General features: G+C 73.4%; 24 protein-coding genes. 10 read left to right on the plus strand and 14 right to left on the minus strand.

The features are described from left to right. Positions 1-24 precede the first annotated feature (24 nt). Positions 25-1,515, minus strand: a complete 1,491-nt coding sequence (locus CG736_RS12980) for a DUF2079 domain-containing protein (RefSeq protein WP_100586341.1) — start codon at positions 1,513-1,515, stop codon at positions 25-27. Positions 1,516-1,678: 163 nt separating this feature from the next. On the opposite strand from CG736_RS12980, the gene CG736_RS12985 reads away from it, so the two are divergent. Further along, entirely contained in the window at positions 1,679-2,977 is a 1,299-nt protein-coding gene (locus tag CG736_RS12985; protein ID WP_100586342.1) for an MFS transporter, read from the plus strand. Positions 2,978-3,314: 337 nt separating this feature from the next. Here CG736_RS12985 and CG736_RS12990 read toward each other — a convergent pair whose 3' ends face one another. Both CG736_RS12990 and CG736_RS12995 read right to left on the minus strand, forming a co-directional pair. Beyond that, the gene (locus CG736_RS12990; protein WP_100586343.1) at positions 3,315-3,518 is read right to left on the minus strand and encodes a DUF397 domain-containing protein; all 204 of its coding nucleotides are present in this window, start codon (positions 3,516-3,518) and stop codon (positions 3,315-3,317) included. After that, positions 3,508-4,338 carry a helix-turn-helix transcriptional regulator gene (locus CG736_RS12995; RefSeq protein ID WP_157815558.1) on the minus strand — a complete coding sequence of 277 codons (831 nt, stop codon included), beginning with the start codon at positions 4,336-4,338 and terminating at the stop codon, positions 3,508-3,510. Before CG736_RS12995 ends, CG736_RS12990 begins: the two co-directional genes overlap by 11 nt. 171 nt (positions 4,339-4,509) lie before the next feature. On the opposite strand from CG736_RS12995, the gene CG736_RS36155 reads away from it, so the two are divergent. Then, complete coding sequence (locus CG736_RS36155; RefSeq protein ID WP_157815559.1) at positions 4,510-4,665, plus strand: hypothetical protein; 156 nt, start codon at positions 4,510-4,512, stop codon at positions 4,663-4,665. Further along, on the plus strand, positions 4,662-4,922 hold the full coding sequence (locus tag CG736_RS13000; protein ID WP_100586345.1) for a hypothetical protein: 261 nt from the start codon (positions 4,662-4,664) through the stop codon (positions 4,920-4,922). Before CG736_RS36155 ends, CG736_RS13000 begins: the two co-directional genes overlap by 4 nt. A gap of 20 nt (positions 4,923-4,942) precedes the next feature. On the opposite strand, the gene CG736_RS13005 is transcribed toward CG736_RS13000, so the two are convergent. Further along, the gene (locus CG736_RS13005) at positions 4,943-5,449 is read right to left on the minus strand and encodes a DUF2004 domain-containing protein (protein WP_100586346.1); all 507 of its coding nucleotides are present in this window, start codon (positions 5,447-5,449) and stop codon (positions 4,943-4,945) included. Between the two features lie 135 nt (positions 5,450-5,584). Here CG736_RS13005 and CG736_RS13010 point away from each other — a divergent pair, with 135 nt between their 5' ends. The 3 genes from CG736_RS13010 to CG736_RS13020 all read left to right on the plus strand — a co-directional run bounded on the left by CG736_RS13010 (position 5,585) and on the right by CG736_RS13020 (position 7,185). Then, the gene (locus CG736_RS13010; RefSeq protein ID WP_100586347.1) at positions 5,585-6,121 is read left to right on the plus strand and encodes a GNAT family N-acetyltransferase; all 537 of its coding nucleotides are present in this window, start codon (positions 5,585-5,587) and stop codon (positions 6,119-6,121) included. A 311-nt stretch (positions 6,122-6,432) separates the two neighbouring features. Beyond that, complete coding sequence (locus CG736_RS13015; RefSeq protein WP_043910708.1) at positions 6,433-6,690, plus strand: hypothetical protein; 258 nt, start codon at positions 6,433-6,435, stop codon at positions 6,688-6,690. A 3-nt stretch (positions 6,691-6,693) separates the two neighbouring features. Continuing rightward, positions 6,694-7,185: a thioesterase family protein gene (locus CG736_RS13020; protein WP_052509282.1), complete on the plus strand. Its 492-nt coding sequence runs from the start codon at positions 6,694-6,696 to the stop codon at positions 7,183-7,185. A gap of 386 nt (positions 7,186-7,571) precedes the next feature. Here CG736_RS13020 and CG736_RS13025 read toward each other — a convergent pair whose 3' ends face one another. The 3 genes from CG736_RS13025 to CG736_RS38590 form a co-directional block, all read right to left on the minus strand. Continuing rightward, entirely contained in the window at positions 7,572-8,915 is a 1,344-nt protein-coding gene (locus CG736_RS13025; protein WP_100586348.1) for a hypothetical protein, read from the minus strand. Between the two features lie 149 nt (positions 8,916-9,064). Continuing rightward, positions 9,065-9,529: an SsgA family sporulation/cell division regulator gene (locus CG736_RS13030; protein WP_157815560.1), complete on the minus strand. Its 465-nt coding sequence runs from the start codon at positions 9,527-9,529 to the stop codon at positions 9,065-9,067. Between the two features lie 305 nt (positions 9,530-9,834). Then, positions 9,835-10,956 carry a hypothetical protein gene (locus CG736_RS38590; RefSeq protein ID WP_100586350.1) on the minus strand — a complete coding sequence of 374 codons (1,122 nt, stop codon included), beginning with the start codon at positions 10,954-10,956 and terminating at the stop codon, positions 9,835-9,837. Between the two features lie 206 nt (positions 10,957-11,162). Between CG736_RS38590 and CG736_RS13040 the strand changes: the two genes are divergently transcribed. Beyond that, the gene (locus CG736_RS13040; RefSeq protein WP_100586351.1) at positions 11,163-11,831 is read left to right on the plus strand and encodes a DUF4241 domain-containing protein; all 669 of its coding nucleotides are present in this window, start codon (positions 11,163-11,165) and stop codon (positions 11,829-11,831) included. A gap of 34 nt (positions 11,832-11,865) precedes the next feature. On the opposite strand, the gene CG736_RS13045 is transcribed toward CG736_RS13040, so the two are convergent. From CG736_RS13045 to CG736_RS13055, 3 genes are all read right to left on the minus strand, one after another. Then, positions 11,866-12,501, minus strand: a complete 636-nt coding sequence (locus CG736_RS13045) for a DJ-1/PfpI family protein (RefSeq protein ID WP_100586352.1) — start codon at positions 12,499-12,501, stop codon at positions 11,866-11,868. Between the two features lie 47 nt (positions 12,502-12,548). Then, positions 12,549-13,484, minus strand: coding sequence for a GlxA family transcriptional regulator (locus tag CG736_RS13050; RefSeq protein WP_100586353.1), 936 nt, complete (start codon positions 13,482-13,484; stop codon positions 12,549-12,551). Between the two features lie 139 nt (positions 13,485-13,623). After that, entirely contained in the window at positions 13,624-14,658 is a 1,035-nt protein-coding gene (locus tag CG736_RS13055) for a hypothetical protein (RefSeq protein WP_100586354.1), read from the minus strand. Positions 14,659-14,795: 137 nt separating this feature from the next. On the opposite strand from CG736_RS13055, the gene CG736_RS13060 reads away from it, so the two are divergent. Together CG736_RS13060 and CG736_RS13065 are read left to right on the plus strand one after the other, a co-directional pair. Continuing rightward, positions 14,796-15,380 carry a TetR/AcrR family transcriptional regulator gene (locus CG736_RS13060; protein ID WP_100586355.1) on the plus strand — a complete coding sequence of 195 codons (585 nt, stop codon included), beginning with the start codon at positions 14,796-14,798 and terminating at the stop codon, positions 15,378-15,380. Positions 15,381-15,598: 218 nt separating this feature from the next. Further along, positions 15,599-16,837: a hypothetical protein gene (locus tag CG736_RS13065; RefSeq protein WP_100586356.1), complete on the plus strand. Its 1,239-nt coding sequence runs from the start codon at positions 15,599-15,601 to the stop codon at positions 16,835-16,837. 55 nt (positions 16,838-16,892) lie between these two features. Here the strand turns inward: CG736_RS13065 and CG736_RS13070 are convergent, their stop codons facing one another. The 4 genes from CG736_RS13070 to CG736_RS13085 form a co-directional block, all read right to left on the minus strand. Beyond that, positions 16,893-19,490, minus strand: a complete 2,598-nt coding sequence (locus tag CG736_RS13070) for a collagenase (protein WP_232733975.1) — start codon at positions 19,488-19,490, stop codon at positions 16,893-16,895. A 209-nt stretch (positions 19,491-19,699) separates the two neighbouring features. Continuing rightward, positions 19,700-20,623 carry a LysR family transcriptional regulator gene (locus CG736_RS13075; RefSeq protein WP_100586358.1) on the minus strand — a complete coding sequence of 308 codons (924 nt, stop codon included), beginning with the start codon at positions 20,621-20,623 and terminating at the stop codon, positions 19,700-19,702. Positions 20,624-21,120: 497 nt separating this feature from the next. Further along, positions 21,121-21,627: a GNAT family N-acetyltransferase gene (locus tag CG736_RS13080; RefSeq protein ID WP_100586359.1), complete on the minus strand. Its 507-nt coding sequence runs from the start codon at positions 21,625-21,627 to the stop codon at positions 21,121-21,123. Positions 21,628-21,648: 21 nt separating this feature from the next. Continuing rightward, positions 21,649-22,413 (minus strand): PIG-L deacetylase family protein, encoded by a 765-nt coding sequence (locus CG736_RS13085; protein ID WP_100586360.1) that lies wholly within the window; start codon positions 22,411-22,413, stop codon positions 21,649-21,651. A 237-nt stretch (positions 22,414-22,650) separates the two neighbouring features. Between CG736_RS13085 and CG736_RS13090 the strand changes: the two genes are divergently transcribed. Next, positions 22,651-23,352, plus strand: coding sequence for an ABC transporter ATP-binding protein (locus tag CG736_RS13090; protein WP_369880164.1), 702 nt, complete (start codon positions 22,651-22,653; stop codon positions 23,350-23,352).

Genomic DNA, 23,352 nt, shown 5'->3' on the forward strand with positions numbered 1-23,352 from the left:
TCAAGCCGACACCTTCGGGAGGTGTCAGGGGTGGCGCAGCAGCACCAGGTCGCCGTCGTCGACCACCACCCGGTACCCGAAGCGCTGTTCGTAGCCGACCAGCATCCGCCAGGTGTCGGCGACCGGACACGGCACGTGCACGCTCGGGTCGGCCAGGTCGACCGCCACCCACTGCGGGCCGCCCTCCCGGACGCCGTCCGGCGGCAGCGCGCCGAACGGCGGCTCGGGCTCGCGGCACACCAGGGCGACGTCGGTCCGTCCGGCGAGCTGGGCCGCGAGGTGATTGGTCGCCACCACGCTCGCGCCGTCCGGTATCCGCGCCAGCGCGGCGCGGATCTTCACCACCCGATCGGACGTCCCCCAGGCCGAGGGCAGCACTGCCTCGCGCAGCGGGTACAGCGGCAGCGTCAGGACGGCGGTGAGCGCGGCGAGGGCCAGCGTGCGACGCGCCCGGCGGCGCTCCATCCGGGTGACGGTCTCCACCAGGCCGGCCAGCAGCGGCGGCATCAGCACCGCGCTGTAGTGGTAACTGACGCCCCAGTAGTGCTGGTTGTCGGCCAGTAGCCGCCACGCCAGGGTCGGCGCGCAGATCAGCGCCAGCGGCGAACGCAGGCCCGCGAACCCGGCCGTCGCCGCCAGCAGCCCCAGCAGCAGCCACTTCAACGGCGGCCAGAACGGCCGCAGCACCACCGTCCACGGCGCGGACGCGGCCTGCCCGGCGGAGAGCTGGCCGCCGTAGTCGAAGCCGCCGTGCGGGTTGAACGCGGGCACCACCAGCCAGACCGTCACCACCGTCGCCGCCACGCCGAACAGCGCCGCCCCCACCGCCAGTGCGCGGGCCCGGCTGCCGGCCGGCGCGCGTCGGAACGCGAGCAGGGCGACGGCCGTGAGCGTCAGCCCCAGGTCCTCCTTCACCAGCACCAGCGGCAGTGCCCAGCACACCGCCGCGACCGGCCGGCGGCGTCCCAGCGCCACCGCCGCGAACGCCAACATCGGTACCGCGAAGGCGATTTCGTGGAAGTCGTCGCCGACCGCGGAGGCCACTCCCCAGGACAGCCCGGCCAGGCAGCCGACCACCGCCCCGAGCCGGCGCCCGCCCACCTCGCCCGCCCAGCGGGCCACCGGCACCACCGCCAGCGCCATCAGCACCGCCTGCGCCACCAGCAGCGTCCGGGCGTCCGGGAACAGCCGGTACACGGGCGCGAGCGTGGCCAGGACCGGATGGAAGTGGTCACCGAGCAGGTGGTAGCCCGGCCCCTTCAACGCCACGACCGGCGCCCGCCCGTGCGCGTACGCCCGCACCGCCTGCTCGAAGATCCCCAGGTCGTACGCCTGACTCTCCAGCCTGCGGTGCCGATTCAGCGAGACGCAGCAGTACACCGCCGCGAACAGGACGCCAAGTCCCCACGCCAGCACGGCGGGTGAGACCCGCGCGAGCACCAGGCGCAGGACGCCGGCGGGCGGGGGAGCGGCGGCGGCCGGTGGAGGCAGGGGGGTGGAGACGGCTGAAGGCATCGCGAAAGTACCCTTCCACTAATGAATTAGTGGAAGGGTGGTGGAACTCGCAGCAGCCGTCAACCCCGGCCGGCAACCGCCGTCGGGGCCTCTGACCTGCCCTGATGCCCCGGAATCGGACGGGGTCGACCGGTGCGCCGATCGGCGGCGCTACGGTCGGGGCATGTCAAACAAGATCGCGAGCGCGGGCAGGGCCGACACGTGGCCTCCTGCCCGCCGGAAGCGGCTCGCGCCGGGGCCGTTCCGCGCGGTCCTCGGTGCATCCGTCCTGGCCAATACGGCGGACGGCGTCTTTCGGATGGCGCTGCTTCTCGTGGCGGCCCGGCTCACGCACTCCAGCGGCGCGTCCTCCCTGGTGATGGTGGTGACGACGCTGCCGTGGCTGATCTTCGGAGTTCCCGCGGGCGTGCTCGCCGACCGGACCAGTCGCAAGGTGTCGATGGTCGCCGCCGACGGGGCCCGCGCCGCGCTCATCGCGACGGTCGGCATCGCCGCGGTCGCCCATGTCCTGACGCTGCCCGTGCTGCTGGTACTGGCGTTCCTCGTCGGCATCGCCGAGACGGTGTTCAACACCAGCAGCGAGACCGTGCTCCCCACCATCGTCGCGCCCGGTGACCTCACCAAGGCCAACGGCCGACTCAACACCTCCATGCGAGTGACCAGCCAGTTCGTCGCCCCCACCCTCGCCGGCTGGCTGACCGCCGTCGCCATGCCCCTCACCTTCCTGGGCGCCGGAGCGGGCTACCTCGGCTCGATGCTCCAACTCGCCCTGCTGCCGAAGGACGTCGGACGCGTACCGTCGCGCGAGAAGGAGCCCACGAGGATCTGGACCGGGGTCGCCTTCGTGCTCCGCCACCGGACCATCCGGATGATCACCCTCACGGGCGCGCTGACCACGCTCGCGAACACCTCCTTCCTCGCCCTGCTCGTGGTGTACGCGACTTCGGGTCCACTGCAGCTCGGCGACGCCGGCTACGGATTCCTCCTCAGCTCCGTCGGAGTCGGCACCGCCCTCGGCTCCCTGACCGCGCACCGCGCCGAACGGCGGCTGGGCAGCGCGCCGGTGCTGTGCGCCTCCCGGATCGGCTGGGGCCTGATGTTCGTCGCGCCCGTGCTGTTCCGCGGCCCGTGGCTCTGGGTCGCCATGACCGCGGGCAGCGGCCTCGGCGGCATGTGGGGAGTCGTCACCGTCTCGCTGCGCCAACGACTCACACCGCCCGGGATCCGGGGCGCCGTCGGCGGGGCGTACCGCACGATCATCATGGGATCCATGCCCGTCGGAGCGGCGATCGGAGCCCTCGTCCAGAGCCGGCTCGGAACCCCCGGCACCTTCCTGCTCTACGGGGCCGGGATGGCGGTGCTCGCCGTCCCGGTGTACCTGTCCATGCCCGGGAAGTCGCCCGCGCGCAGCCCACAGCCGGCGGAGCACCTCATCGATGACCAGGACGCCGGGGCTCGATGAGACGTGGCAGGCGGTGGCGACGAGCACGCGGACCGGCCGGAACGCGTGCGCTGCGGGCGCAGGCGGGGCGGGAACGGGTGGTGGGCAGGGGGTAGGAGCCGCTGTCGAGGGTCTAGCCCGGGCGCTGTCGGGGAACTCGGCAGCCGGTCAGGACTACAACATCCGGCCGAAGGCCGAGCAGTGGATGGCCGACCGCGCCCACGCCACGACCGTCACCATCGACAACGCCTCCCACACCGTCGCCGTCTCCCACCCGGCCGCGGTCGCCGACCTCGTCCTCCGCGCGGCCCGCGACACCCGCTGAACCACCACGGGCCGCGTCAGCGACCAGCCCCTGTCAGACCTCGCCGAACTCGCCGGTAGCGACGGCGCCGACGAACGCGCCCCACGCCTCGGGGGCGAACGTCAGGACGGGTCCGGCAGGATCCTTCGAGTCGCGGACGTGGCCCGGGTTGGCGTCGTCCACCTCGATGCAGCCGCCGCCGTCGGTGTTGCTGTAACTGCTCTTGCGCCAACGGCGGTTCTCGTGGTCATGAGACATCGGTGGTCAGTCCTTCCAGTACGGATCCGATCAGTTGCACAGACTCCCGACGGGACAACGCCTGAGCCCTCAGCAGATCGTAGAGCGCCCGGCGTTCCGCGACGGCCTGGGTTTCTTCGAAGATCGTTCCGGCGCGGCTGCTCTCCTCGTACGCCAGCTGGTGACCGTCGGCCAGCGTCAGCAGCCAGAGCGATGAGGTCTCCGAGTGCCCTCCGGCGGTGAACGGCAGCACCTGCACGACGACGTTGGGCAGGGTCGCCGCGTCGAGGATCACCTGCAGCTGCTCGGCCATCACTTCGGGGCCGCCGTACGCCCGGCGGAGTGCGCCCTCGTCCAGGATGAACCAGTACCAGCACTCCGCACTGCGCATGCGCAGCTGCCGGCCCAGCCGGGCGCGAACCCGTTCCTCGACCTCGCCCTCCGGCGCGTAGGGAAGTCCGATGCGCAGGGCGTGCCGGGCGTACCGGTCGGTCTGGAGCAAGCCGTGCACGATGGGGCTGTAGGACTCGTCGACGACGGCTCGGTCCGCCGTGGTCAGGATCTCCCGGTACTTGGCCGGATGGGCCTCCCGCAGGACGAGCGGGAGGAGGCGGACGAAGAACCCGCCGGTCCCGAACACTCTGTCCAGTTCCTCCGAGAGGCCGTCGGGGACCCGGATGTCGCCGTTCTCCACGCGCGACAACGTGCTCTGGGAGAAGTGGACTTCACCCGAGAGCCTGGCGAGCGACCAGCCGACCTCGGTACGTCGTCGCCTGGTCTCGGCCCCGTAGAAGTGGCGTGCACTTCTGCTCGGATCCACCTCGCGTTCCTGCCAGCCCACGGCTGCTCCTCCATGTTGCGGGACGTTCTGCGCAACGGCACCGAAGCGACCGCACGTTGCGGGATCAGTCCCCAACATGCCGGTGCTGTTCAGCGTAGCGTCGGACGGCGACGCTTGGAGCACGGACGGTGACCGCCGCTCGATCGGCAACAGCAGTGCGGAGCAGTGATCATGACGGAACATCAGCCGGACGCCGGGCCCGTGGAGTCCGACGAGGTGGATCCGCCTGCGGGCGGCGCGGCCGAGGGCAGCTTCGACCTGGCGGAGGCGTTGCACCGGTGCGACTTCAACACCCGGGCCGGCGCGGCCGGGCGGAGGGCGGGGTGATCGGCCTGCCGGAGGAGCCGGGGGCGTCCGGGCCGGTTCGTCTCCCGCTCGCCGTCCGGCTGACCTTGGGTCTGGTCGTTCTCGGCGGCGCCGCGACGGCGGCGCTCCTGTTCGTCGCGGAGTACTGCGCGGACAGTTCGCCGGACGTGCAGGTGCTCGTGTTCGGGGCGCTGTTGTTCTCCGAGGTGCTGGCGGCCATGTCGGCGATGGCGGAGGCGCGGCGGCCGGACGGCGGCGGTGAGCGGCCGTCCTGCTGACCGGGGCGGGCGAGGTCTCGTCAGCTCTCCCAGGCGACCGAGGCGACCGCCCCGTCCCGGGTGGCCCTGACGGCGAGGATCTGGTCGCCGAGATCGGGTTCGAACGTGTAGTCCAGGACGACCGGAGGTTCGCCGGAGAGGTCGCTCAGCCACAGTCCGACGGAGCTCAGGCGCATGGTCGCCACGAAGGCGTCCGCCCCGACCTCCTCGCCCGCCGCCTCGCGGACCAGGCGGTCGACCGTCTCGCTGTCGTCGAGCTCGTCGATGTGGAAGTCGATGAAGCCGCGGTCCTCGTGCAGGTGCGCCCGCAGGGCGTGGCGCGCCGCCGTGTCGAGGGCGGGCAGGCCGGTGAGGCGGGCGGCGAGTGCGTCCAGTTCCTCGGCGTCCGGCGCGCTGGAGGGGCCGGCCCACAGGCGGACCTCGACCTCGCCGTCCGGGAGCTGTGCGGTGCCCTGCCAGACGACGTCGGGGTCGCGGAGCGCGCCGGTCTCCAGCCGTCCGAAGCAGGTGTGCTCGATGGTCGTCACTCGGGGGCTCCGCTCGCGTCGGGGTGCGGTGATCAGGTCGGACTCCGGGTCAACGGATCGCGGAGCGCCCGGTGTTCCGCAACAGTCCGGGCAAAACGGTTGCCGGGCGGCGGACCGGTCGGATAGGAAGCTTGGATGCTTCGAGGCGAGAAGATCGGGCTGCGGGCCCGGCACGAGGACGACCAGCCGATCCTTCAGCGCGAGCTCTCCAACGATGTGCTGGTCTCGGCGCGGGCCGAGGGCCGGCCGTGGCGGCCCGTCGCGGTCGGGGGTCCGGAGTCGCGGATCAAGGACGACGATCCGAGCGCGGTGGTCTTCGCGGCGGTGGAGCTGGAGACCGGCGCGCTGATCGGGACGGCCAGTGTCTGGGGGATCGACAACCACAACCGGTCGGCGCACCTGGGGCTCGGGCTGTTGCCGTCCTGCCGCGGCAAGGGGTACGGGACGGACGTGGTCGCCGCGCTGTGCGAGTACGGGTTCACGGTGCGCGGGCTGCAGCGGCTCCAGGTCGACACACTGGCGGACAACCACGCGATGATCCGGGCCGCCGAGCGCAACGGGTTCGTCCGGGAGGGCACCCTGCGGTCCTCGGCCTGGGTGATGGGGGAGTTCCTGGACCAGGTCCTGCTGGGGCTGCTCGCCCGCGACTGGACGGCCGCCCGGCGGGGCTGACGCCCGGTCATGTGATCACCCTATGGTCGTTCGTTCCGGGTCGGCCCCGGGTGTCGGCCGCATCCTCTGGGTTGGTGTACGTACGGTTCAAGAGGTTCGCCGCCGCTGAAACAGGGTCAGGTGGAGGGCTGTGTTGAAAGAGTCCGACAACGCAGCGATCTTCAACCAAACACAGGGAGCCCCACCATGTCCGGTTGCGGGGGGACCGAGTTTGATCACCGGAAGGACCTTGGCGTCAACGGATCCGCCTGTCCTTCCCCTCGGCGGATGAGGCCCTACACACATCAAGTCCGACAGGAAATGAGGAACCGATGACTGAGTACCGTGGCGGGGTCGATCAGGTGGAGAAGGAGTGCGCAGCCCTCGCGGGCCTGCCCGCATCCCAGCGACTCACCGAACTCGAACACCTCTGCCGGCGGACGGAGAAGATCCTCGGCCTCGCCGTCCTGGACACCGCGAGCGAGGTCTACGAGCAGGGCGACGACGCCGCGCTGCACCGCTCCCCGTACGCCTACGGCTACCTGCGCCGCACTCTCGGCTTCGGCACCGAACACCGAACGGACGGCTGACCGTTGTACACCTACCTGTGCCGGACCCGCTGGGGCGACATGGACGCCTTCGGGCACATCAACAACCTGAAGGTGCTGCAGTACGTGCAGGAGGCCGTCTACTGCCTGCTGTACGACGAGAGCGAGGGCCAGGGGTTGTTCGAGGACGGCTTCATGATCGCCCGTCACGAGATCGACTACCGCACGCCGCTCTACCACTGTCCCGCCCCGCTCCCCGTCCAGATCTGGGTGGAACGTCTCGGCAGGGCGTCCATCGGCACCACCTGCGAGGCGCGCCGCGACGGCGAGCTGGTCTTCGAGGCCCGCACGGTCACCGTGCCGACCGACGCCGGGACCGGCCGTAGCCGACCGCTGCGCGACGCGGAACGACGGCACCTGAACCGCTACCGGGTCCGCCCCATCGGACCGCTCTCCACTGTCGCCCCGGTCGGCCGCGTCCCCGTCCCGGCCACCGCCCGGCTCCGGGTCCCCGCCATGGGCGGCCGCGCTTCCTGACCGTCCCCGAGGAAAAAATTGGGAAAACCCTTTCTGCTCCCTCGGGGAATGGCGCAACGGCCCGGACCCGGCCCCGGGCAGGACGTCCGACCCGGGGCCGGGTCCGGTTTCAGCAGGAGGTCGGCGGCCCACCGGCGGGGCCCGCGGCATCGGGCCTGACCAGGTTCGGAGGCCGCCCCCACCGGCGCGCCGCAGCCGGCTGCGGCGCGGCGCCGGGAGGGAGTGGCGCGGGGGGTGGCGGCGCGGCCCGGGAACGGGGTGGCGGGGTCACCATCGGGTAGTACGAAGGATCGTTCATGCCACCATTGACCCCGCGGCAGCCCCGGCCCGCCGGGCAACCCGCTCGGCCGCTCACCCCGCCGGCCCCGCCCGCCACCGCCCCGCGGCTACCCGCCCAGGCGGGTGAACCGGCCCTCCAGGCGGGAGAGTTGCGCGGAGGTGGCCGGCGAGCGCAGCGCGTCGTGCCGCTCCCGGAAGCTCGTGTACGCCCGCCGGGCCTGGTGGATGTTGCCGGCGTCCAGTTCCAGGTGGGCCAACTGGAGCAGCGACACCCCGATGGTCCGGTGCTCCTCCGTCGGCCGGGCCCGCAGCGAGGCCCGCAGGTAGGACAGCGAAAGCTCGGTGGCTCGCAGCGAGTGGTGGACCTGCGCGGCCTGGTACAGCAGCGCGGGCTCCGGGTACCGGTGCGGGCCGCCCTCCGACGCGGACCGGGTCGCCCACTGCTGGGCCGCCTCCAGCAGCCGCAGCGCCTCGTCCGACTGCCGCAGCCGGGCCGCCGCCACTGCCTGCTGCGCCAGCACGAACGCCCGCACCCCCGGCGCCGCGTCCGACGGCAGGTGCTCGGCGGCCGCGTCCGCCAGCCGGGACGCGTAGGCCTGATGGCCCAGCGCCCCCGCCTGGGTGCTCTGGTCGCGCAGCGCCATCGCCTGCGCCTGCCCGTCCTGCGCCTCCGCCGCCAGCCGGTACGCGAACCGGTAGTGCCGCTGCGCCTCCCCGTGCCGGTTGTCGTCGGTGTACGTCCGCCCCACCAGGCGCACCAACTGGGAGGCAGCGACCAGGAGTTCGCGGTGCCGCAGATCGCCGGCCGAGGAGGTCAGCCAGGGGAGCACGTGGTCGCGCAGGTACCCCAGCAGCGGGCTGCGGGCGATCGCGCCGCCGTACCCGTCGTAGTGCCGCGCCCCGAACGCCGTCATCTCCCGCACCGCCTCCACCTGCCGCGCCCCCACCCGCTCCGGGCCGGAGCGGCGCAGCACCGGCGCGAACCGGGACGGCGGCACGGCGGGGCCGGCCGGGACGCCGGAGGGCGTCGACGGGGGAGCGCTGCGGGGGGCGGGCAGCAGGCGGATTCGGAACAGCGGAGGCTGAAACGTTTCGTCCGAACAGTCGCCGGAATACGGCCGGGAGTGCAGTCGGCGCAGCCCCGCCAGCACGTCCGCCGGCTCCGGCTCGCCGTCCTCGCCGCCGGTCGGGTCGGCCGGCCGGAGGCCGAGCTCCGCCCGCGCCACCGGACGGCCCAGCCGCCGGGCGAACGCCTCCTCCAGCAGCTGCGGACCCGGGTGCCGGGGCTGGGTGCCCGACAGCCAGTGCGCGACGGTGGTCCGGTCGTAGCCGACGCTGAACCCGCTCTCCCGGGCCACCTTCTGCAGGGCCGCCGCCAGGGCGGGCCCGTTCCATCCGGCCTCCGCCATGCGGCTGCGCAGCGCGAGATTGGGTCCACGGACGTGCGGCATCGACAACTCCTCGGGCGGACCGCAGCGAGGCCGGCCCCCGGATCTCGGGAAGTCGTACGGTCGGCGTCGGCGGCGAGTACCAGGTTTCGGAAAGCGCCCTGTTCAACGCGCGGGAGCGGAAATCGGTGCGGCGACGGCGGTACCGGGGCTCACTCGGGGCGGGGCCGGTCCTCCAGCAGGTGACGCAGCAGCGCCCCGGTGTCCAGGTGCTCGTGCTCCGTCCCCGGCGGCACCAGCAGCTGCGACAGCAGCAGGAAGTCCCGGACGGGCGCGGCCGGGGTGCGCAGGACGACGGTGTGGCCGGGCGTGTTGAGCGCGATCGCCAGCAGCTCCGGGTCGGACTCGGACCGACGGACCGTCACATCGCCGATGCCCGCCCGCCCCCTCAGCCCCTCGGCGAGCAGCTCGCGGCCGAACAGCCAGGTGATCGGCTCGTCCAGGTCGGCGTGGCAGTCCAGGTGCACCGCGTACGGGTCGGCCCGGTGGTAGCGCAGCCGGGCCGGGACGGAGACCCGCAGCCCTGGGCACGGGGAGACGACGACGTCCAGCCGCAGGACGCAGTCCGGGCCGTCGGCGGGGCGGAGCCACGTGCTCGACGTGTAGTGGCGGGTCACCGGGTCTCCCTCGGGTGGACGGACGCGGACGGGGTGGCGGGTGCGGCGGCGTGTTCCGGGGGCGCGGTGCGACTGGACCGGTGCCGGAGGGGCACCGGCCCGGCATGGAGGGGGGTCTGCTGAATCGTTTCGCCACGAACGCCCGTCGGGGCCAGAGGGTCGGCACTCATGTCCGGGGATAACGACCGAACCCGGGGGCGGTCACGGCGCTCGTCGGTCCGGCCCGGTTCGGCGTCCGCGCGCGGCGTGCGGACGCGGCGGAGGGGGCGCGAACCGCTCGGCGCGCGCCCGGGGTCCGGTGGGTGTCAGCCGATGGCGGCGTGGGTCGCGGCGACGGCGCGGGCGTGGTCGAAGGCGCGCACCGGGTGCGGGGTGGAGGTCCAGGGGTGGGCGCCGCACCAGGGGCCGAGCTCGCGGAACTGCTCCAGCGCCAGCGCGGGCTGCCGGGAGACCAGCGCGAAGTGCGCCAGCAGGTGCCGCAGCAGCGGGAGTTGGTCGTGCCGCGGCGGGACGGCCGCCAGCGCCGAGGCCACGGCGGGCAGCAGCTCGTGCAGCCGGCCCGCAGCGGGCAGGCCGAGCGGGCCGTGCCGCAGCTCCAGCTCGGTCAGCGCCTGGAGGTACAGCCCGGGCAGCACGGAGCCGGGCGGGGCGGTGCGGACCGCGTGCTCGGCGAAGCGCAGCATCTGCGCGTCGCTGCCGTGCCACTTGCCGCACCAGTACTGCATGGCCTGCCAGTGCCCGGCCACGTGGTGCGGGGCGCGGGCCGTCAACTCCTGCCACAGCGCGCGGAATCGGCGGTGGCTCAGCGGGACGCCGCGGGCCGTGGTGATCAGCACCACCCACGGGCCGGGGTCGCGCGGGTCCAGCTCGGCGGCCTCCCGGGCGGCCGCGTTCGCCTCGGCCAGCCCGGCCTTGAACCCGGCCGGCCCCTCGGCGTCGCTCGACCGCCCGGTCTGGCCGTGGTGCGCGAGGGCGCTGTCCCGGGCCTCCCAGGCCCGCTGCACCCGCAGCCGGGCGTACACGGTGGCGGCGGCGCACGCCTCGATGCCGGACGCCCGCCACTCGGTCAGCCAGGCGTCGCGTTCGGCCGCCACCCGGGTCAGGAAGTCCAGCCGGGACCACCGCTCGTCCCAGTCCTCGCCGGCCGCCGCCACGTACGCCGCGGCCGCCCGCCAGCCGCCGGCCAGGCAGGAGTCGGCCAGCGCCTCCAGTTCCTTCCGCCGCAGCAGCGGCAGGGGCGGTCCCGCGCGCCCGGGGTCCAGCTCCGCGCTCGGCACCAGCCCGTGCCGCCCCGGATCGAACCCGTCGGGGGTGGGGGCCGTCGGCGGTTGCGCCGGCGCCGGCGCCGGGATCCCGCCGTTGTTCCACCGCCGACGGGTCAGCAGCGAGAGCAGCAGGGCGATGCCGAACACCAGAACGGGGGTCATGTCGAGAATGATCTCCCACCGCCGCCGGCCGCCGGGTACGGGGCCGTGTCCGAGCGGGGTCCGGCCGGGGGCTACCGTGGGGGCCGCGCACGGGTGGTGTTCGACCGACGATCTGTCCGGAACGCCCGTCCGTTTCCCCGGTCCCGTGAGTCACGACAGCGACGACAAGCGACGGCAGCGACGCCGGCGACGAGAGCGAGCCCCTGATGCCCCTTGCGGCCCCCGATGTGGCGCGACTGTTCACCCCGGGCAGCCAGTACGAGCTGGGAGGCGACCGCACGGCCACCGTGTTCGCCCTGCCCGAGGTGCAACTGGCGCTGCCCACCGGCCGGTTGGTGGCGTGCGACCCGGTCGCGGGCCTGGTGGACGAGAACGAGCCGTTCCTCGCCGTGGTGCCCCCGGGCAGCTACCCCGTCACGCTCGCCGTGGTCGAGGTCCGCAACGCGTACGGCCCCGGCTCGTCGGACACCCGGATCGCCGCCGCCCGGCTGCGGATCGGCGAGCAAGCGGCCGTGCGGTGGCAACTGGCGCTGAGCGAAGGCCAGGACGAGGAGCGACTGGGCCCCGACGACTTCTTCGGGTACGGCGTCGACGCAGGCACCGGCTGCTTCCTGGACGCCTCCGCCGTCGGCCCGATCGGCGAACTGGTCGAGCAGGACGCCGACCCCGTCGTCGACGCCATACACGACGCCCGCCACCGCCCCGCCGTCGTCACCGACCCCGGGACCGGCCACACCATGGCGGCCTTCACCACCGGCTGGGGCGACGGCCACTACCCGACCTGGGTGGGCCGCGCCGCGGACGGCCGGGTGGTGGGCTTCGTCAGCGAGTTCTTCGTCGTCCCGCAGCCCGGACGGGGCCCCGTGGCGGGGTGACCGGTCTGCGGGACGGCGTCGAACCCCGGGCGGCTCAGCTCGGGACGGCTCCGAACCGGGCGCGGACGGCGTCGACCACCGCGGGCGGGGCGGTCTTCGTGGAACCGGCGGCGTAGGGCGGCTGCGGGTCGTACTCGGTGAGCAGCTGGATGCCCTGGGCGGTCTCGGCGCCGTGGATCCGCCCGACCAGGTGCAGGGCGAGGTCGATGCCGGACGAGACGCCCGCGGCCGTCGCGTACTTGCCGTCGAACACCACCCGCTCGTCCACCGGTTCGGCGCCGAACGCGGCCAGCGCCTGTGGCACGAACCAGTGGGTGGTGGCGCGGCGGCCGGTGAGCAGACCCGCGGCGGCCAGCACGATCGAGCCGGTGCAGACCGAGGTGGTCCAGGTGGTGGTGGCGTCGACGGCGCGCAGCCAGTCGAGCACCTCGGGCTGCTCCTGCTGCACCCGCGAGCCCGGGCCGCCCGGGACGAGCACCAGGTCGGCGGAGGTGACTTCGTCGAGGGCGGCGTCGGCGGTGAGCGCGAGGCTGCCGAGGTCGGCGCGGACCGGTCCGCGCTTCGCGGCGGTGAACACCACCTCGGTGTCGGGCATCCGGGCCAGGATCTCGTACGGGCCGACGGCGTCCAGGGCGGTGAACCGGTCGTAGAGCAGGATGGCGATCTTCATCGGGTGCCTCTCCGTGATGGGTTGACGTTCCAGGGACCGACGCTCCGTCACGACGCGGTGCGGAAGCGGCGGCGGTAGTCGACGGGGCTGACGGCCAGCGTGCGGGCGAACGCGCGACGCATGGCCTCCGGGTTGCGGTAGCCGCTGCGGCGGGCGACCTGTTCGATGCCGTCGTCGCTGTCCTCCAGCCGACGGCGGGCCACCTCCAGCCGCACGCCGTCCACGTAGCGGCCGGGGGTGGTGCCGGTCTCGGCGGTGAAGACCCGGGCGAACTGGCGCGGCGACAGCGAGGCGCGCCGGGCCAGGGCTTCGACGGACAGGTCGGCGTCCGGGTGGTCGGTGATCCAGCGCTGGACGTCGCGCAGCGGCCGACGGACGGCGAGTTGGGCGGCCAGCTGGGTGGAGAACTGGGCCTGGCCGCCCGGCCGGCGCAGGAACATCACCAGGTGCTGGGCGATGCTCAGCGCGAGTTCCCGGCCGAGCTCCTCCTCGACCAGTGCGAGCGCCAGGTCGATGCCGGCCGTGACCCCGGCGGACGTGGTCACCCGCCCGTCCCGGACGTGGATCGGATCCGGGTCGACCGTGACGTCCGGGAACCGGCGGGCCAGCGCCTCGCAGTGCGCCCAGTGCGTGGTGGCCCGCCGCCCGGCCAGCAGGCCCGCCTCGGCGAGCAGGAACGCCCCGGTGCAGACGGACGCCACCTTCTCCGCGCCCGCGGCCAACTCCGCGATCCGGCCGACGAGTTCGGCCGCAGGCTCCCGGGTGCCCGGCCCGCCCGGAACGAGCAGCGTGTGCGGCGGCGCGGCGTCCGCCAGATCCTCGTCCGGCATCAGCCGCAGCCCGCTGCTCGTCCGCACCGCGAGCCCGCCCGGCGACGCGGTCCGGATCCGGTACCCGGCCGCCGCGAGCACCTCCAACGGGCCGGTGACATCGAGGCTCTGCACCCCGTCGAAGAGCACGAACAGCACACTGCGGTCGGTCATGCGTCCAGCCTCGCAGCGGCCCGCGATGGCAGCAATGACACGTGCCCCACCTTTTCTGCCACGGCCGGGCCTCCGGGACGGGAACCGGCAGGTCCGGCCGTCGGACGTGGCGGGGCGTCGGGCGTGGCGTGGCGGGGCGTCAGGCGGGCCGGCGGTTGCGGCCGTGGGCGGCGAGGGCGTGGAAGGCGGCCTTCGGCTCCCACGGCAGGCCGGGGTGGGTGGTGGAGGGGCGGCCCGGCGGGAGGGGGCGGACGATCCCGAAGGAGGCGCGGTCGAAGTCCCGGGCGGGGTCGTCGGAGCCGGGCAGGTGGTAGTGGGCGAAGGTCTGCACGAAGGCGGCGTCCAGGCCGGACTGCTCGAAGACGGCGAGCAGGTCGAGCAGGTAGGCGGCCTGCTCCTGCTCGTCGCGGACGAGCGGCTCGGCGAGCCGGACGGCGTGGCCGTCCTCGTCGAAGACCACGGCGCGGTCGCCGCGGGCGCCGAGCGCGGCGGCGCCGGTGAAGCTGCCGCAGCCGAACTCGGTGACGGCGGCGGGCCGGCCCTGGCCGGTGAGGGCGCGCAGGCCGGGGGCGAGCCGGTCGGCGTTGGTGGCGTCGCGGTAGCCGGCGTCGGTGGCGACCACGTCGAACGCCGTCCAGTCGACGCCCTCGAAGGGCAGTGAGGCGTAGCCGATCCGACCGCCGAAGCGGGGCCGGACCGCGGCCAGGACGCGGGCCAGGAAAGCGTTCACCGAGTGGTGCAGCGAAGGCAGCAGGGCGCGGAAGCTGTCCTGGTCGGCGAGCACGCCGGCCCGGGCGAGGTGGTCGTCGCCGGGCAGGAAGCCGGCCGTGAAGAGCGAGATCTCGGAGCCGGTGAGCAGCACCACCTCGGCGCCGCCCGCCCGCAGCTTCTCGGCGCGCTCGGCGCAGTCGACCAGCAGGTCGAACAGCTGGGGCTGGGTGAGTCCGTTGGTGAACGGCGAGAACCAGACCTCCAGCCCGGCGTCGGCAGCGAACCAGGCGGCGGTCTCCAGCCGGTCCGGCTCGGCGCCGGTGATCCGCACCGCGTCGCAGTGCAGTTCCTGACGGATCACCAGCATCTCGCGGCGGACCGTCCCGGGGTCGAAGGGTTCCCGGGTGGTGGTGTCGGCGGTGCTGCGGAAACCGGTGTCGTAGGTGATGCCGAAAACGCGCACGGCGAAGCCGTCCTCTCCTCGCGAAGTAGGGTACGGCACGTACCTTACGGCGAATTGGGTACGGGCGGTACCCTGTTCCGGCAGGGGCGTAGCATGCGCTCCGAGGCCAGCAGCGGGCAGCGGACGGGAGGTGGCGGGTGGCGGCGACCAGGCGGCGCGGCGCCGAACTGGAGGACGCGATCCTCACCGCCGCCGGCGAACTCCTGCTCGAACAGGGCGTGGCCGGACTCACCATGGACGAGGTCGCCCGCCGGGCCGGCACCAACAAGAACGCCCTGTACCGGCGTTGGCCCCACCGCACCGCGCTCGGCATCGCCGCGTACCGCCGCCTCGCCGCCGCCGAGACCCGACCCCCCGACACCGGCAGCCTCCGCGACGACGCCCTCGACCTGCTGCGCCGCGCCAACCGCACCTGGTCCTCCCCGTACGGCGAGATCCTGCGCGGCCTGCTCGCCGCCGCCGGCGGCGCACCCGAACTCCTCGCCGAACTCCGCGACCCCGACCGCCCCGACCCGCTCGACGAAGCCTGGCTCGCCGTCCTCACCCACGCCGCCACCCGCGGCGAAGCCCCCGCCGCCGCCGTCCACCCCCGGGTCGCCGCCACCCCCATGGCCCTGCTGCGCACCGAATACCTGCTGCGCGGCGTCCCGGCCGTCCCGGACGAGATCCTGCGGGAGATCGTCGACGAGGTGTTCCTGCCCCTGGTCCGCGGCCGCGCCTGAGCGCCCCGGCGGATTCGGATGAAAAGGCGCTCGCAGCAGCCGAGTTGAGCGCCTCTCTTCGGTGTTGGCGGCAGCAGGGCGTGGCAGCGGCTCGGCGGGGCATTCCGTTTCGTCGCCGGTGGCAGAGGGCGACGGCGGCCGCGACCGAGCCCGGAAAGTCCCGCGGCGGGTGAAAACCGTTCGCGGCCAGGCGAGTCGGGCAGGCATCCTCGTCGGTCGTGACGGACGAGAGCGGCGAACCCGTGGAGTACGCACCGGTCGACACCCTGCTCGGGCTGCTCGAACGCGGGCGCGGGGCGGGATGGTTGTGGGTGAGGGAGGACCGGGAGGCCGGGGCCGAGGCCGTGCTGGACTGTCTGCGGCGGGAGACCCGGTACGACCGGCAGTGCGATGCCCGCCATGACTACCATGCGCTGCTCGTCAGGGAGTTGGCGCTGCCGATCGACCTGCTGCGGCAGCAGCTCGACGGCGCGGACGAGGACGACCACGACCGTGCCCGGGAGATTCTCGCCGCCCTTGCGCTGACGGGATCGGTCGAGGCGCGGGAGGTGCTGCGCCGGTACGTGCGGAGCGGTCGGTGGTGGCAGGGCGTGCTGGACACTCTCGGCGAGCGGTGGCCGGCGCCCTGGTGGGGCGATCTCGCCGAGGTCGCGGTGGGCCGGCTCGACGGGGCCGAACCCGACTACCCGAGTAGTGAACCCTGGCCGAGCTGGCGGGAGTCGGTGCCCGAACCGCGGCGGTCGGCGCGGCACGTGCAGGCGCTCGCCCCGGGGAACGTCCGGCTGCTTGCGGTGCTGGCCGACGGCGGAAGCTCGGCGTCCGAGCGTTCGGCGGCCTTGAGTGCGCTGGCCTGGCGGCCACCCGTTCCCGAAATCCTGCCACTGGTACCGGAGTTGTTCACCGCGGTGCCCGCCGAACTCGGTGCGCGGCCGCTGCCGCGGCTGGGTCGCGTGGTGGAGCGCCTCGGAGTGCTCGCGGTGGGGGACGCCCGGGTGTGGGCCGCATCCGATCGCCCCTGGCTGGCCCGGCTCGGCCTTGCGGTGCTGGCCCGACACGGCGGGGTGCGTGATCTCCCGCCGCTGCTGGCCGAGTTGGAGCGGCAGTGGGCGGCGGGGCAGTGGTGCGGGTCGGACGACCTCGCGGACGGCCTGGCCCGGTTCGGCCCGGCGGCCGTCGGCGCTGCGCCGGTGCTGCGGCGGTTCTGGGAGCAGACTCCGCACAGCTATGAACGGCCGTCGTACCTGCGGGCGTTGGCGGCGATCCGGCCCGGCGCGACGGGGGCCGAGCTGACCGAGTCGCTGTGGGACTGCGAGGAGGAGTCCCGGCTGTTCGCCGTCGAGCATGCGCCCGACGGGCCGGAACTGCGGTGCCGGCTCGCCGAGTTGCAGGGGAGCCCGGTGGAGTCGGAGGAGCTGCGGGCGGCGGCGGCCCGGAGGCTCGCGGGCGGAAACCGTTGACGGGCAGCCGCGGATGGGAGACCGCGACTGCCCGTCAACAGGTGGGGGGTGGGGGCTAGAACTGCGTGGCCACGGTGACGTTGGTGAAGTCGGTGGCCGCGTACAGGCTCAGGTACCGGTAGCCGGCCTGCGGGTTGGTGACGGTGATCGTCTGGGTGGTGCTGTTCGGGGTGGTGGAGGACGCGGTGAAGGCGCTGGGGGAGGCCCAGGTGGCGTCGTTGTAGTACAGGTAGGCGGTGCCGGTGCCGCCGGTGGTGGTGATCTTCAGGGTGCTGGTGCCGGCGGGCAGGTAGACGTACAGGTAGTCGACGTTGCCGGCGGTGCGGGTGCGGCCGGTGCGCTGGCAGTTCTGGGCCATCGCGTCGGCCCGCGGGTCGGTGCAGGTCGGCAGGGTGGTGCCGCCGCCGTTGCTGCCGGTCTTGACGGTGACGCTCGCCGGGGTCGCGGTGGAGCGGCCGGTGGAGTCGGTGACGGTCAGGGCGACGGTGTAGGTGCCGGCCGTGGCGTAGGTGTGCGACGGGTTGCGCTCGTCGGAGGAGCTGCCGTCACCGAAGGTCCAGTGCCAGGAGGTCAGCTGCGCCGGGGAGTTGGTGATCACGGAGCGGTCGGTGAGGGTCACCGTCGCGCCGTCCACCGACTGGTCGAACAGCGCGGTCGGGCCGGTGGCGAAGCACGCGCCGGCCGCGCACTGGGTCAGCCAGGCGTCGAAGTCGGCGTCGTAGGAGGTGCCGAGGTTGTTGTAGACCGCGTACCCGCCCTGGTAGTCACCGGTGCGGAAGTGACCGAGCATGTTGGTGACGTCCGCCGGGTGCTTCTCCATCATGTAGCGGACGGCGAGGTAGCCCCACGGGTAGACCCGGGTGGAGTCGGAGTTGTAGTAGGTGTTCTGGAAGATCGTGCTGAGCTTGTAGGTGTGCTTGCCGGCCTCGGTCATGGCCTGGGTGTCCGTCACACCGCGGTACCCGTACGACTCGTACTCGGCGACGCCTTCGATCCACCAGATGTCCGGGACGGACGTCTCGGTGGTGAAGTTGCCCTTCATGTCGTAGATGTTGTCGAGGTAGTGCGTGTACTCGTGGTTGAGGTTCCACACGTTGCCCGCGAAGTCGTCGTTCCACGACTTCTGGTACATGATCGACACCGGCTTGTTGGTCGGGTCGGTCGGGTCCATGAGGGTGACGCCGCCGTTGTCGGTGGCGTTGTTCCAGATGGCCCACGAGTAGTTCTGGTAGTCGGCCGCGCTGGCGAACACCGGCAGGTCCAGGGTGGAGCCGAACTGGCCCGGGATCGGGCCGTTGTCCTTGACCAGGTTGTGGAAGTACGCGTCCTCGCCGCGCAGGCTCTCGCACACCGGCCCCAGCTGGGCCACCGTCAGCGCCTGGGCGCGCAGCGTCTTGTTGTCGCAGACGAGGACGTTCGGCAGGACGGCGTTGATCAGCTTGTTCGGCAGGTCGCAGATGCCGAAGCCCGAACACTGGGCGCGGTTGAACTCGTTGGACTGGAACGCCGTGTGCACGTACAGCGGCCCGGTCGCGCCGACGATCGGCGTCGAGTCGAGGATCTGCTTGATCAGCGGCCGGGTCACCGCCTCGACGGTGGTGCTGACGCCGGACATCCGGGCCAGGTCGTTGCCCGCGTTGACCTCCAGGAAGGAGTTGCCGGTGCCCAGCAGGTCCTTGTGGTTCAGCGTGAAGTTGCCGAGCGTGGTGACCAGGCTGGTGTCGGCGTTCAGCGCGTTGACGAAGTCGGGGTTCCAGTTGGCGCGCCACAGCGGGGCGAACAGCACCGCGTTGACCGCGTTCACCATCTTCGGGTACGCGTTGTAGCTGTTGCTGTAGCCGTTCAGCACCTGCTTGTACGTGTTCAGGTAGCTCGCCTGCACGTTGGCGCTGTCGGTGAGCACCAGCACGTCGTACAGCACGATGCCGTTGGCGTCCGAGACGTCCTTCCAGCGCTGCCCGGCGAAGAACGCGTCCAGGCCGGCCTTGGTGGCGGCGGTCAGCGACGAGTCGTAGCTGCCGACCGCGCCCGAGTTGTAGGACTGGACGTAGTAGCCGGCCCGCAGGAACTGCACCAGCTGAAGGATGCTGGCGTTGTTCGTGCCGTCGTACGAAGCCGCCAGGTCCTTGAAGGCGTTCGCGACGGTCAGCATGTTCGCCTGCTTGAAGATCGCCCCGGCGTCACTGCCCGTCACGTTGTAGAGCGTGCCGATGCAGGCCGTGGTCGACCCCTTGACGAAGCCGACCAGGTCCGCGCCGGAGCGGCTGCCGAAGTCGGCGGGGGTGCAGCTCTGCGCGGCCGCCAGGCTGCTGAGCGCCTTCGGGCCGGTCTGCTTGGCGGCCGGACGGGGCGTGGTCTGGACGGTGGTGCCGGCCGGCTGGCCCATCACCACCTGGCCGAGCAGGGCCGGCGGCAGCTTGGCCGAGACCGGGGCGGGGGCGTCCTGGGAGGCGGCCGCGACGATCGGGCCGAGCGGCTTCGGGACGGCGCCGCCGGGGGCGTTCGCATCGATCGCGGAGGCGACGGCGGAGGTGGCCGGGGTGGCGGCGGCCTTCGACTGGCCGCCGGTGGCCGCGAAGGCCGGGGCGGGCAGCAGGGTGGCCGCCGTGGCGCAACCGGCCAGCAGACCGGCTGCCAACGCGGGGAGGGACATGCGCACGCGCACTGCTTCTCCTGGGGGAGTGGGGGTGGTGGGGGTTGCTGGGGGAGTTCACCGAGCAGGGGCTGGGGGAGGTGCGGTCGAACGCATGCATCGTGGCACCGGAGGGAGGGTCAGAACAATGTCACAGGTCATATGACATTGCACTGCGGCGGCATAACATCCAGGAGAACTTCTTGGGTGTCCGGCCGGCCGCCGGGATGTCAACGGGCCCGGGGCGGACGGAACGTCCGGCTGGCCCAGGCGTGCAAGTGCGGTGCTTCGGCGGCGAGTTCGCGATAGGCGGCGGTGGCCGCGCCGAACACGGTGTCGGCGAGCGCCGGACCGAGAGCGGCCCGGCGCCACAGCAGCACGTACCGCAGCCACAGCGGAGAGCCCAGCAGCGGCTTGATCAACGTGCCCGGAGCGGGCGGTGTGCTGGCCGGGACCAGGGTCGCCCCCAGCCCCGCCGCCACCAGGTCGAGCACCTCCCGCCGCCCGTACGGGAGCTGACGCACGGCGGTGGCCGGAGCGAACGCCGCCGAGTCGCGGGCCGCCCGGAGGACCGCCCCGTCGGCGACCGGCAGCAGCCAGCTCTCGGCGGCCAGATCGGCGAGAGCGGGCTCCGCGTGGTGGCGCAGCGGGTGGGTGGCGGGCAACGCGACGAACACCGGCTCGGTGGTGAGGACGCGCGCGGCGAGAGCGGGCGTGGGGCGCAGGCCGGAGTCCGGGCGGTCCAGGACCAGCGCGAGATCGAACGGCTCGTCGGGGGCGGCGGGAAGCGAGAACCGGAGCTCCGGGCGGAGCTGTCTGGCGCGGGCCAGGGTGCCGGGCAGCAGTGCCGGGCAGTCGGTGGCCAGTCGCAGTTCGCGGTGCGGACTCGCGCCGTTGGCGGCGACGGCGTCACCGAGACGGTCCACCCGGGAGAGCACCTCGCGGGCGGCGGCGAGGACCTCCGCCCCGAAAGTCGTCGGCACGACACCGGTCGCCGTCCGCTCGAACACGACGGCGCCCAAGTGGCGCTCGATCCTGCGCAGTTGGGTACTGGTCGCGGGCTGCGACGCGCCGATGGCCGCCGCCGCCCGCCCGACACTGCCGGTGTCGGCGATCGCGCACAGCACTCGCAGGTGCCGCAACTCCAACTCCACGGGCCCGGCCCTCCCCTCGCGTTCAGGCCGCCACGAGTACGCCGCGGAGTGACGTGGGGCTGCCGGTGTTATTTCACACGCAACATGTCAGATGGTGCGGCTCACCTTCGCTTCTCGTCGCTGCCACGTCAAGGCCCGGGGGTCCGAGGGGACGTGGTGGGTCCGCTGCGTGGGGGCTGAGGGAGGGGGATCGGGGGTTGCGTCAAGGCCCGGGGGTCTGAGGGAGGGGCATTGGGGGTTGCGTCAAGGCCCGGGGGTTTGAGGGAGGGGGATCGGGGGTTGCGTCTGGGCCCGGGGGTCTGAGGGAGGGGCATTGGGGGTTGCGTCAAGGCCCGGGGGTTTGAGGGAGGGGGATTGGGGGTTGCGTCTGGGCCCGGGGTTTGAGCGGGTGGTGGGTCCGCTGCGCGGGGCTGGGGGGGGAGGGGATGGGTGTCAGGTCGGGGCCCCGGCGTCTGAGCGGGTGGTGGGTCCGTTGCGTGGGGTTGTGGGGGAGGGGGTCAGGGCTGGGGCGGGGTGGTGAAGGAGAGCCAGACGTCGGGGGGCAGGTCGGGGCGGCCCGGGACGGGCTTGTGGGTCTCGGTCCAGGTGGGGCCGGCGAGGTGGGTGGCGGCGGTGCGCCAGAAGTGGGCTGCGGGGGTGTTGGCGTCCTGGAAGGCGACCTGCCAGGGGCCCCGGTGCCTGGCGGTGAGCCGGCGGACGGCGTGCAGCCCGAGGCCGGAACGCCTTGCGCCGCGGGCGATGAAGAAGCTGTTCAGGATGCGGGTCGGACCGGTCAGGTCGCGGACGAAGGCGAATCCGACGGGGCGGTCGGTGTCGGTCGTCAGGAGGTAGGGCGCCCAGTCGGGGTCGTCGAAGGCCTGGTGGAGGCGTTCGTCGCGGAAGGTGCCGTCGGGGTTGGGGAGGTGGCCGTGGAACTCCGACATGTCGTGGCTGAACATCAGCCAGAGTCGTTCCACGGTGGGGCGGTCGGCGGTGTCGGCGAGGCGGAGGGAGAGGTCGGGCACGAGGCTCCTTCACGGCGGCGGTCAGCGGGCGGCTGCCGCATGTCGACTGTCTAGCAGATGAGTTGGGATCGGATGGGACTGGTACCACTCGGTCCGCATCAGCCGCTCGCGGACGCCCGGCGGGGCCGCGGCGAGGCGGCCGGGGAGGGCGCCGCGGACGACCTCGGAGTGGTGGGCGAGGACGGCGGCGAGTTTGCGGGGGAGCCAGGGGGTGACGTCGAGGGCCTCGACAGTGGCGTCCGGGACGCTGTACCCGGTGCGGCCGGGCCTCAGCAGCAGGGGCCCCAACTCCTGTGCGGCGCTGCGCGGGTGGGTGGCCAGCAGGAGGCGGCGGACTGCCCAGGGGTCGCCGAGTCCGGGGTGGAGGCCGGGCAGGGCCGCAGCGTGAACGGCGAGCACCGTCAGACGGTGGGTGTGCCGGTGGTCGGGGTGGCCCGTCAGGCCGCCGTACGCGTCGTGGGTGACCACCCAGTCCGGTCGGAACTCCCGTAGGTGCCCGACCAGTTGGCCGACCACCGCGTCCAGCGGGGCGTCGAGCAGCCGGGCCCGCCCGGGCGCGGAGCCCGGGACCTTGGCGTCCGCGTGGCCCAGCAGCCGTGGCCGCCCCGCGCCCAACTCGTCCAGCGCCCGCGCCAGTTCGGGTACCCGGTGGGTGCCCTCCGCCCACGTCGCCGTCACCACGGCCGTCCGGGCGCCGGCTTCGGCGTGCCGGGCGAGCAGGCCGCCGGCGAAGAGGGGTTCGTCGTCCGGGTGCGCGAACACGCCGAGCACGCTGGGGAGTTCCACGTCGTACCGCCTTCGTCGTGCGGGATGTCCGTTCTTCCGCAGGGTGTCCGGTTCGTCCCCGAGTGAAACCGCACCGGGGAGGGAGTCGGGCGGCGCGCTGGTTAGGCTGGCCGCCATCAGGGGGCGGGCGGGGCGTCGATGGAGGGGATTCAGGTTTTCTCGCGTACTGCGGATTCCGGCGGTCCGGGGCAGAGCCGGGTGGTGCCCGGCCCGGACGCGGCGGTCCGGCTCGATGCGGTGAGCAAGGTGTACGGGCGCGGGACGGGGGCCGTGCCCGCCCTGCGTGAGGTGTCGATGGAGTTCCCGCGCGGCGGGTTCACGGCGGTCATGGGGCCGTCCGGCTCCGGGAAGAGCACCTTCCTGCACTGCGCCGCCGGACTCGACCGGCCGACCTCCGGGCAGGTCCGGCTGGCCGGGCAGGACCTGGCGGGGCTGACCGCGAAGCAGTTGACGGTGCTGCGCCGGGAGCGGGTCGGCTTCGTCTTCCAGGCCTTCAACCTGCTGCCGTCGCTGACGGCGGAACAGAACATCACCCTGCCGCTGCGACTGGCCCGCCGCCGCCCGGACCGGGCGTGGCTGGCGGAGATCGTCGAACGGACCGGCCTGGCCGAGCGGCTGCGGCACCTGCCCGCCCAGCTGTCCGGCGGTCAGCAGCAGCGGGTGGCGATCGCCCGGGCCCTGGTGACCCGTCCCGACGTGGTCTTCGCGGACGAGCCCACCGGCGCCCTGGACAGCGGCACCGGCGCCGAGGTGCTGGGGCTGCTGCGCCAGGTGGTCGACGACCTGGGCGAGACCGTGATCATGGTGACGCACGACCCGGTCGCCGCCTCCCGCGCGGACCGGGTGCACTTCCTCGCCGACGGCTCCTTCGTCGAGACCCTGGAGCGGCCGACGCCCGAACGGGTCGCCGAACGGATGACCCTGCTCGGGAAGCGGTGA

The organism is Kitasatospora sp. CB02891 (genome assembly GCF_002803145.1).
GTDB lineage: Bacteria > Actinomycetota > Actinomycetes > Streptomycetales > Streptomycetaceae > Kitasatospora > Kitasatospora griseola.